Raw genomic sequence first — 6,977 nt, 5'->3', positions numbered from 1 at the left:
ACCGACTTCATTTAAAGAAATTTTAGCTGGAAGTGAGTCCAATCCGTCACACATCACTGTTTGATTTAGTTGATTAACCTTAAGCCGATAGGCTTTCCAAGGTTTGATCAGGGTGCGAAACTTGAGTAATATATTGGATAAAAGTCAGTTGATAGGCTTACTAGAAGCACTATCTTTTTGACCATTACTGACCTTTCTATAATTAATTATACTCTGACCATTACTGACTTTCAAGTGATAAATGAGATTTAGTAAAAAATAGTTGTAGGTATAGGAAAAAAATGGTAATCTGTAATGGAAGAAAGGGTAGTATGATAAGCTTGGAACATGTTGGTGCAGCGATCGAATGTTCATGAAGCGCTCTCATAATGCTCATTTCTACCATACTATCTACTATTAAAGGAGAATTCATAATGGAAAAAAGAGAATACAACGTAACTGCAGAAACAGGGATTCACGCTAGACCAGCAACTTTACTGGTTCAGACAGCGAGCAAATACAACTCAGATATCACTTTAGAATATAAAGGAAAATCTGTTAATCTGAAATCAATCATGGGCGTTATGTCTCTAGGTGTTGGTAAAGGTGCTGACGTTTCTATTACTGCTGAAGGTGCAGACGAAAAAGAAGCGATCGAAGGAATCGATCAGACAATCAAGAATGAGGGAATGGCTGAATAATGACCTCACAAGTATCTGGAATTGCAGCGAGCGATGGAATTGCTCAAGCTAAAGCCTACTTACTTATCGAGCCTGATTTAACTGTTGAAAAAACAAGTGTTACTGACACGGGTGCCGAAAAAGACCGTCTGACTAAAGCAATCGATGAGTCTAAAGAGCAGCTGGGCAAGATCCGCAGCATAGCCGCTGAATCTTTAGGTGAAGAAGAAGCACAAGTCTTTGATGCTCATGTCATGGTATTGTCTGATCCTGATCTGATTGATCAGACACATGCTGTAATCGATAACGACAAAGTCAATGCAGATTTTGCTTTCAAACAAGTGACGGATACATTCATCGCTATGTTCGAAGGCATGGAAGACAATGCTTATATGCAGGAACGTGCAGCTGATATCAAAGATGTTAGAAAACGAGTACTAGCTCGTTTGCTGAACGTGACTCTGCCTTCTCCAGCTACTATAGATGAAGAAGTCATAATCATTGCTGAAGATCTTACACCTAGTGATACTGCCCAGTTAAATAAGAAGTATGTAAAAGCCTTTGTAACTGATATCGGAGGTAGAACTTCTCACTCAGCAATCATGGCCCGTTCTCTTGAGATTCCTGCCATTGTGGGAACAAAGAACATTACAGAACTCGTTAAAGAAGAGGATTATTTAATTGTTGACGGAATGGAAGGAGAAGTAATCATCAACCCTTCCGAGGAAATTATATCTTCTTTCAATAAAAAAGCTGAAGAGTTTGCTCAGCTGAAAGCAGAATGGGATCGTCTTAAAGACGAGCCTAGCCTGACCAAAGATGGAAAGCACGTAGAGTTGGCTGCCAATATCGGGACACCTAAAGATCTTGAAGGGGTAATCAATAATGGTGGGGAAGCGATTGGACTTTATCGTACCGAATTCCTTTATATGGATTCTGCTGAACTACCATCTGAAGATGAGCAGTTTGATGCCTACAAAAAAGTTCTCGAAGGCATGGGAGACAAACCGGTAGTTGTCAGAACAATGGATATCGGCGGAGATAAAGAATTGCCGTATCTTGAATTGCCTGTAGAAATGAACCCGTTCCTAGGTTACCGCGCGATTCGTGTCAGCCTGGACCAGGATAGTGTGTTCCGTACGCAATTGAGAGCCTTATTAAGAGCTTCAGTTCACGGCACACTTCGCATCATGTTCCCTATGATTGCGACTTTACCTGAGTTTAGAGCTGCGAAAGCCATTTTGGAAGAAGAAAAAGCTAAATTGATTGAAGAAGGTACTGAGGTATCTGATTCGATTGAAGTGGGAATCATGATCGAAATTCCGGCAGCAGCAGTGCTGGCTGATCAGTTTGCTAAAGAAGTAGACTTTTTCAGTATCGGAACGAACGACCTGATCCAATACACTATGGCAGCAGACCGCATGAATGAACGCGTCTCTTATTTATACCAGCCATATAATCCATCGATCCTTCGCCTAATCAAAGGTGTAATCGATGCTGCGCACAGTGAAGGCAAATGGGCCGGAATGTGTGGAGAAATGGCAGGAGATCAGATCGCTGTACCACTACTTGTGGGACTAGGACTGGATGAGTTTTCAATGAGTGCGACGAGTATTCTGAAAACTAGAAGCCTATTGAGAAAGCTTGATACAGCTGAAATGAAAGAACTAGCTGATAAAGCTCTGACAGAATGCACCACTTCTGAAGAAGTGATGGCATTGGTCGATCAATACGTATCATAATCGATAAACAGACTGGGTCTTAACCTGACCCAGTCTGTTTTGCTATACATAAAAAGGAGGCTACTTGATGAAAAAGATAGGGTTTATCGGTACAGGAGTCATGGGACAGTCGATCGTGAAACATTTACTTAATGCAGGGTATGAGGTCGCCGTCTACAATCGTACAAAATCAAAAACTGAGGATCTAATCAGACTTGGAGCAAGCTGGAAGGATACACCAGCCGAGGTGGCGCGTGAGTCAGAGCTGATTTTTACTATGGTAGGGTACCCTCGTGATGTAGAAGAGGTCTATTATGGGAATGATGGAATCTTTCAGACGGATTTCAGCAACAGAATGGCAGTCGATTTGACAACCAGTACGCCTTCTTTAGCAGAAAAAATATACAGCACTGCTGTGAAGGCTGGTGGGCAGGCGCTGGATGCTCCGGTGTCCGGCGGAGACCTGGGCGCAAGGAATGGCACGCTGACCATCATGATTGGTGGGGAGTCAGAAGTGTTTGAGTCTTGCAGGCCAGTTCTTGAACTCTTTTCGAAATCACTTGAACATCATGGACCGGCGGGTAGCGGTCAGCATACCAAAATGGCTAATCAGATTATGGTTGCAGGCACGATGACTGGGATGGCTGAAATGCTGGTCTATGCAGAAAAAGCCGAACTTGATTTGGATAAGGTAGTTAAAACTCTTAGTGGGGGCGCGGCAGCCAACTGGTCACTTGAGAACTATGCGCCAAGAATTATTAAGGAAGACTATACCCCAGGCTTTTTCGTCAAGCATTTTATCAAAGACCTCAATATTGCACTTCAGGAAGCTGATAAAATGAAGCTTAAGTTACCAGCCACAGCTAGAGCAAAAGCTTTATACGATCAGCTTGCAGAAAAAGGACATGAAGATGATGGTACCCAGGCGCTGATCAGGCTCTGGTGGGGCTAGACTGAGATAGATTGGCTTCATCGTTTGATAAGTGCAAAAAGAGGAGTCGCCTTGATTATAACTTCAGGGTGACTCCTCTTTTGTGTAGTGTCATGTGTAGCAAGCGTATGGCTTGCTAGTGCTGTTGAAAATCTGCAGGTTTTTCGAAACAGGACGTGTTCCAGTAGTCCAGCTTATTTATTTTCCATATACTCTGCAATACGGTCCATAGCTGTTTGGATATTGTCAAGACTAGCTGCATAACTTAGTCTGACATACCCTTCTCCTGCATCCCCGAATGCACTTCCTGGAATAATCGCTACTTTAGTTTCCTTCGCCAGATCGTAGCAGAAGTCATAACTGTTCTGTTTAAGTCTTTCCGGAACTTTAGCAAATACATAAAAGGCTCCAGTAGGTTCAGCAATTTCAAAACCGAGAGCAGACAGTTTTTCTACAACAACATCGCGGCGTTTAAGGTACTGATCTCTCATAGGCAGCGCATCATCTTTCCCTACGGTAAGGGCTTCTATGCCGGCAAACTGAGTGATGCTTGATGCACTGGTAACCAAAGACTGATGGGTTTTTACTATCTGTTCAGCCAGGTACTCAGGTGCAAAAATAAGTCCCAGTCTCCACCCTGTCATAGCGTGAGATTTTGACAGGCCGTTGATTACGATCGTCTGCTGACGCAAATGTTCTCCCAATGAAACAAAGGGCGCATTATAGACGATTTCACTATAAATTTCATCACTGATGGCAATGACTTCAGGGAAGCGACTGAATAAGTCGGCGAGCTTCATTACTGTCTCTTTATCCCAAGTGGTCCCGGTAGGGTTATTGGGGTAGTTGAAAATAACAGCTTTCAGTGAATCTCTATGTTCTTCCATGGTTTTTTCTAATATATCAGGATCGATAATAAATCCGGTGTCAGATGTGTCGATGAATATAGGTTCCGCTTTAGCGTATCTGACCAGAGATTCATAAAGAGTGAAAAACGGAGATGGAATAATTACCTTGTCCCCTGGGTTAAGGAGAGTCAGAAGGCTGGCAGCGAGTGCCTCTGTTGCACCAACTGTTGCGATGATCTCTGAGTCTGGGTTATAATCCAGACGATACTTTTCATTAACAAAAGCTGCTGCGGCTTCGCGCAGGAGATGGTATCCAGCAGTTTGCGTGTAAAAAGAGAAATCTTCATCGATTGCCCGCTTCGCTGCTTCCTTTACATGTGAAGGGGTAGGGAAGTCAGGTTGCCCCAGGGTCAGTCGAATCAGTTCGCCGAATTCAGAGACTTGTTCATCGAACTGTCTGATCTGTGATATTTCAGCTTTTAATACTTCCTGATTGAAAAGTGAATTGGTCATAATTATCATCCTTTTTTTTACTTATTAGTTTATCATACAGTTTTAATAAACAGAATTGAAGAGAGATTTTTAAATAGTTGAGGGAGGACTTCGGAGAATTTAGTAAAACCTGAGACAATTACTGTAATTTACAACAAATTCTGGTAAAATAGATGAGTGAAGAAGAATAGAAGTAGGAAGGGGAAAGTCTATGAAACCATCCCAACTGATACCAATTATCCGTCGCTTGGATGCGATGCGTGAAGATCAGTCTGACGAGGTGCAGGTAAGACGTTTCGAAAGAGACGGCAAGGAGCAGTGTATCGTTAGATATGACAGCAAATCCAACATGTTCGAGCTTGAAGACCGTACAAGCCAGCAGACCTATGAGTTTGACAATATTGACTATGTTGCTGTCGAAATACTTGAACTTGTTCAACCTGCAACATCTACAGAAGATTAAGAAGTGCACAAAAGGAAGTGCTTTGTGTGCTTCCTTTTTTTTAGATAGAACCCCTATGTAAAAAAATACAGTTCAGAATAGGAGGAAGTGGATGCTTAAAAGTTTTAAACCAACGTGGATGGTCGAGTCGATATATCAGATCACTCCTGAACAGCTGAAAAATGCTGGGATCAAGGCAGTTCTGACCGATCTGGACAATACGCTCATTGCCTGGAACAATCCCGAGGCAACCGAAGAGACGATTGAATGGATCAAACTGATGAAGGAAAATGATATCGAAGTTATCATCCTTTCAAATAACACACGAAAAAGAGTAGGAAAAGTAGCTTGTATTCTTGATCTTGAATTCGTTCCGAATGCCTTGAAACCTTTTCAGCGAGGGTTCAAAAAAGCTCTTGAGGAATTTGACCTTGATAAAAGCGAAGTAATGATGGTAGGAGATCAAATCATTACGGATATAAAAGGAGCCAATCATGCAGGAATCAGAAGTGTTCTCGTTAAACCTATTCTGGACTCCGATGCCTGGAATACCCGACTGAACCGGTTCGTTGAATTGAAAATCATGAATTATCTGATTGAGAAAGACCCGGATATGAAATGGAGAGGAAGTTTACATGACAGAAATAGAACAAACTGACACGCTATATTGTATTGGCTGCGGTGCAGTGCTTCAGGATAAAGACGAATCGAAATCCGGTTATGCACCGACTAAGACACTCGAAAAAGCAGCCGAAGATGAAGCAGTCTATTGTAAGCGATGTTTTCGACTGAGACATTACAACGAGGTTCAGGATGTAGAACTGACAGACGATGATTTCCTTAATATGCTTCATGAATTAAGTCAGAAAGATGCGCTCATCGTCAACCTGGTGGACATTTTTGACTTTAATGGAAGCATTATATCAGGCATACAGAGATTTGCAGGACAAAACCCTCTGATGATCGTAGGGAATAAAGTCGATCTCCTGCCGAAGTCTTTAAAGCAGTCTAAAATGAGACAGTGGATAACTGAACAGGCCCACCTGGTCGGAATCAGACCGGATAGCGTCCATCTGATCAGCGCACTCAGCAAAGATCATGTAATGGACCTTATGGAACAAATCGAAAAAGCAAGAAAAGGGGAAGACGTCTATATTGTAGGAACGACCAATGTCGGTAAGTCCACTTTAGTAAATCAGATCATCAATCTGGCAACAGATGAATCCGATGTCGTAACGACCTCATATTTCCCTGGTACTACACTCGGTAAAATTGAAATTCCTCTCGATGACGAACGGATGCTGGTCGATACCCCTGGAGTCATTCAGCCAGGTCAGCTGTCTTATTATCTATCAGCGAAAGACATCAAGGAAATCACCCCGAGAAAAGAAATCAAGCCGAAAAGTTATCAGCTGAATGAAGAGCAGACACTTTTCATTGCCGGTCTGGCACGCTTTGATTACATCTCCGGAAATGATAAGCAGTCATTCGTCAGCTATTTTGCTAATGACTTGTATATACACAGAACGAAAACCGAGAAGGCTGATGACCTCTACTCCAGTCAGAAAGGGGAACTGCTTACTCCACCTTCTGAGGACAGTGAAATTGCCAGTATGAAGCGATATGAGTTTGTGACCTCGGGTCCCTCTGATATCGTATTCTCCGGGTTAGGATGGATTTCAATCGATCAAGCAGATACTAAAATTGCCGCATGGGCCCCTCAGGGTGTAGATGTACTGATCAGAAAGCAATTAATTTAGGTAACTCCCAATAATCTATGAAAAATTATGTTTCCCAAATTTCTCGTTGCTCGTATGATGATTTCTGTCGATGAAGGTAATATAATCCAATCCTTGTCTGGATTAAACAGCTTTATAACAGATC

General features: G+C 42.3%; 7 protein-coding genes. 6 read left to right on the top strand and 1 reads right to left on the bottom strand.

All coding sequences use genetic code 11. The features are described 5' to 3' along the window. Positions 1–413: 413 nt before the first annotated feature. The 3 genes from ACYQ4S_RS10180 (at position 414) to ACYQ4S_RS10170 (ending at position 3,332) form a co-directional block, all read left to right on the top strand. On the top strand, positions 414–680 hold the full coding sequence (locus tag ACYQ4S_RS10180; protein WP_091482496.1) for a phosphocarrier protein HPr: 267 nt from the start codon (positions 414–416) through the stop codon (positions 678–680). Next, positions 680–2,401, top strand: a complete 1,722-nt coding sequence (gene ptsP, locus ACYQ4S_RS10175) for a phosphoenolpyruvate--protein phosphotransferase (protein WP_346025457.1) — start codon at positions 680–682, stop codon at positions 2,399–2,401. The genes ACYQ4S_RS10180 and ptsP overlap by 1 nt, the downstream gene beginning before the upstream one ends. Positions 2,402–2,468: 67 nt before the next feature. Then, positions 2,469–3,332, top strand: a complete 864-nt coding sequence (locus tag ACYQ4S_RS10170) for an NAD(P)-dependent oxidoreductase (RefSeq protein WP_346025458.1) — start codon at positions 2,469–2,471, stop codon at positions 3,330–3,332. Between the two features lie 173 nt (positions 3,333–3,505). Here ACYQ4S_RS10170 and ACYQ4S_RS10165 read toward each other — a convergent pair whose 3' ends face one another. Then, a complete protein-coding gene (locus ACYQ4S_RS10165) occupies positions 3,506–4,675 on the bottom strand; it encodes an aminotransferase class I/II-fold pyridoxal phosphate-dependent enzyme (RefSeq protein WP_428830633.1) in 1,170 nt (389 codons plus the stop codon). A 187-nt stretch (positions 4,676–4,862) separates the two neighbouring features. Here ACYQ4S_RS10165 and ACYQ4S_RS10160 point away from each other — a divergent pair, with 187 nt between their 5' ends. The 3 genes from ACYQ4S_RS10160 (at position 4,863) to yqeH (ending at position 6,853) form a co-directional block, all read left to right on the top strand. After that, a complete protein-coding gene (locus ACYQ4S_RS10160) occupies positions 4,863–5,114 on the top strand; it encodes a YkuJ family protein (RefSeq protein ID WP_091479027.1) in 252 nt (83 codons plus the stop codon). A 91-nt stretch (positions 5,115–5,205) separates the two neighbouring features. Beyond that, positions 5,206–5,751 (top strand): YqeG family HAD IIIA-type phosphatase, encoded by a 546-nt coding sequence (locus ACYQ4S_RS10155; protein ID WP_091479026.1) that lies wholly within the window; start codon positions 5,206–5,208, stop codon positions 5,749–5,751. Next, a complete protein-coding gene (gene yqeH / locus ACYQ4S_RS10150) occupies positions 5,729–6,853 on the top strand; it encodes a ribosome biogenesis GTPase YqeH (protein ID WP_459770951.1) in 1,125 nt (374 codons plus the stop codon). Before ACYQ4S_RS10155 ends, yqeH begins: the two co-directional genes overlap by 23 nt. Positions 6,854–6,977: the final 124 nt, after the last annotated feature.

The sequence above is a fragment of the Alkalibacterium sp. s-m-28 genome (assembly GCF_054658175.1).
Note: the sequence above shows the minus strand (reverse complement) of the source record. Positions and strands in the feature narration are given on the sequence as shown.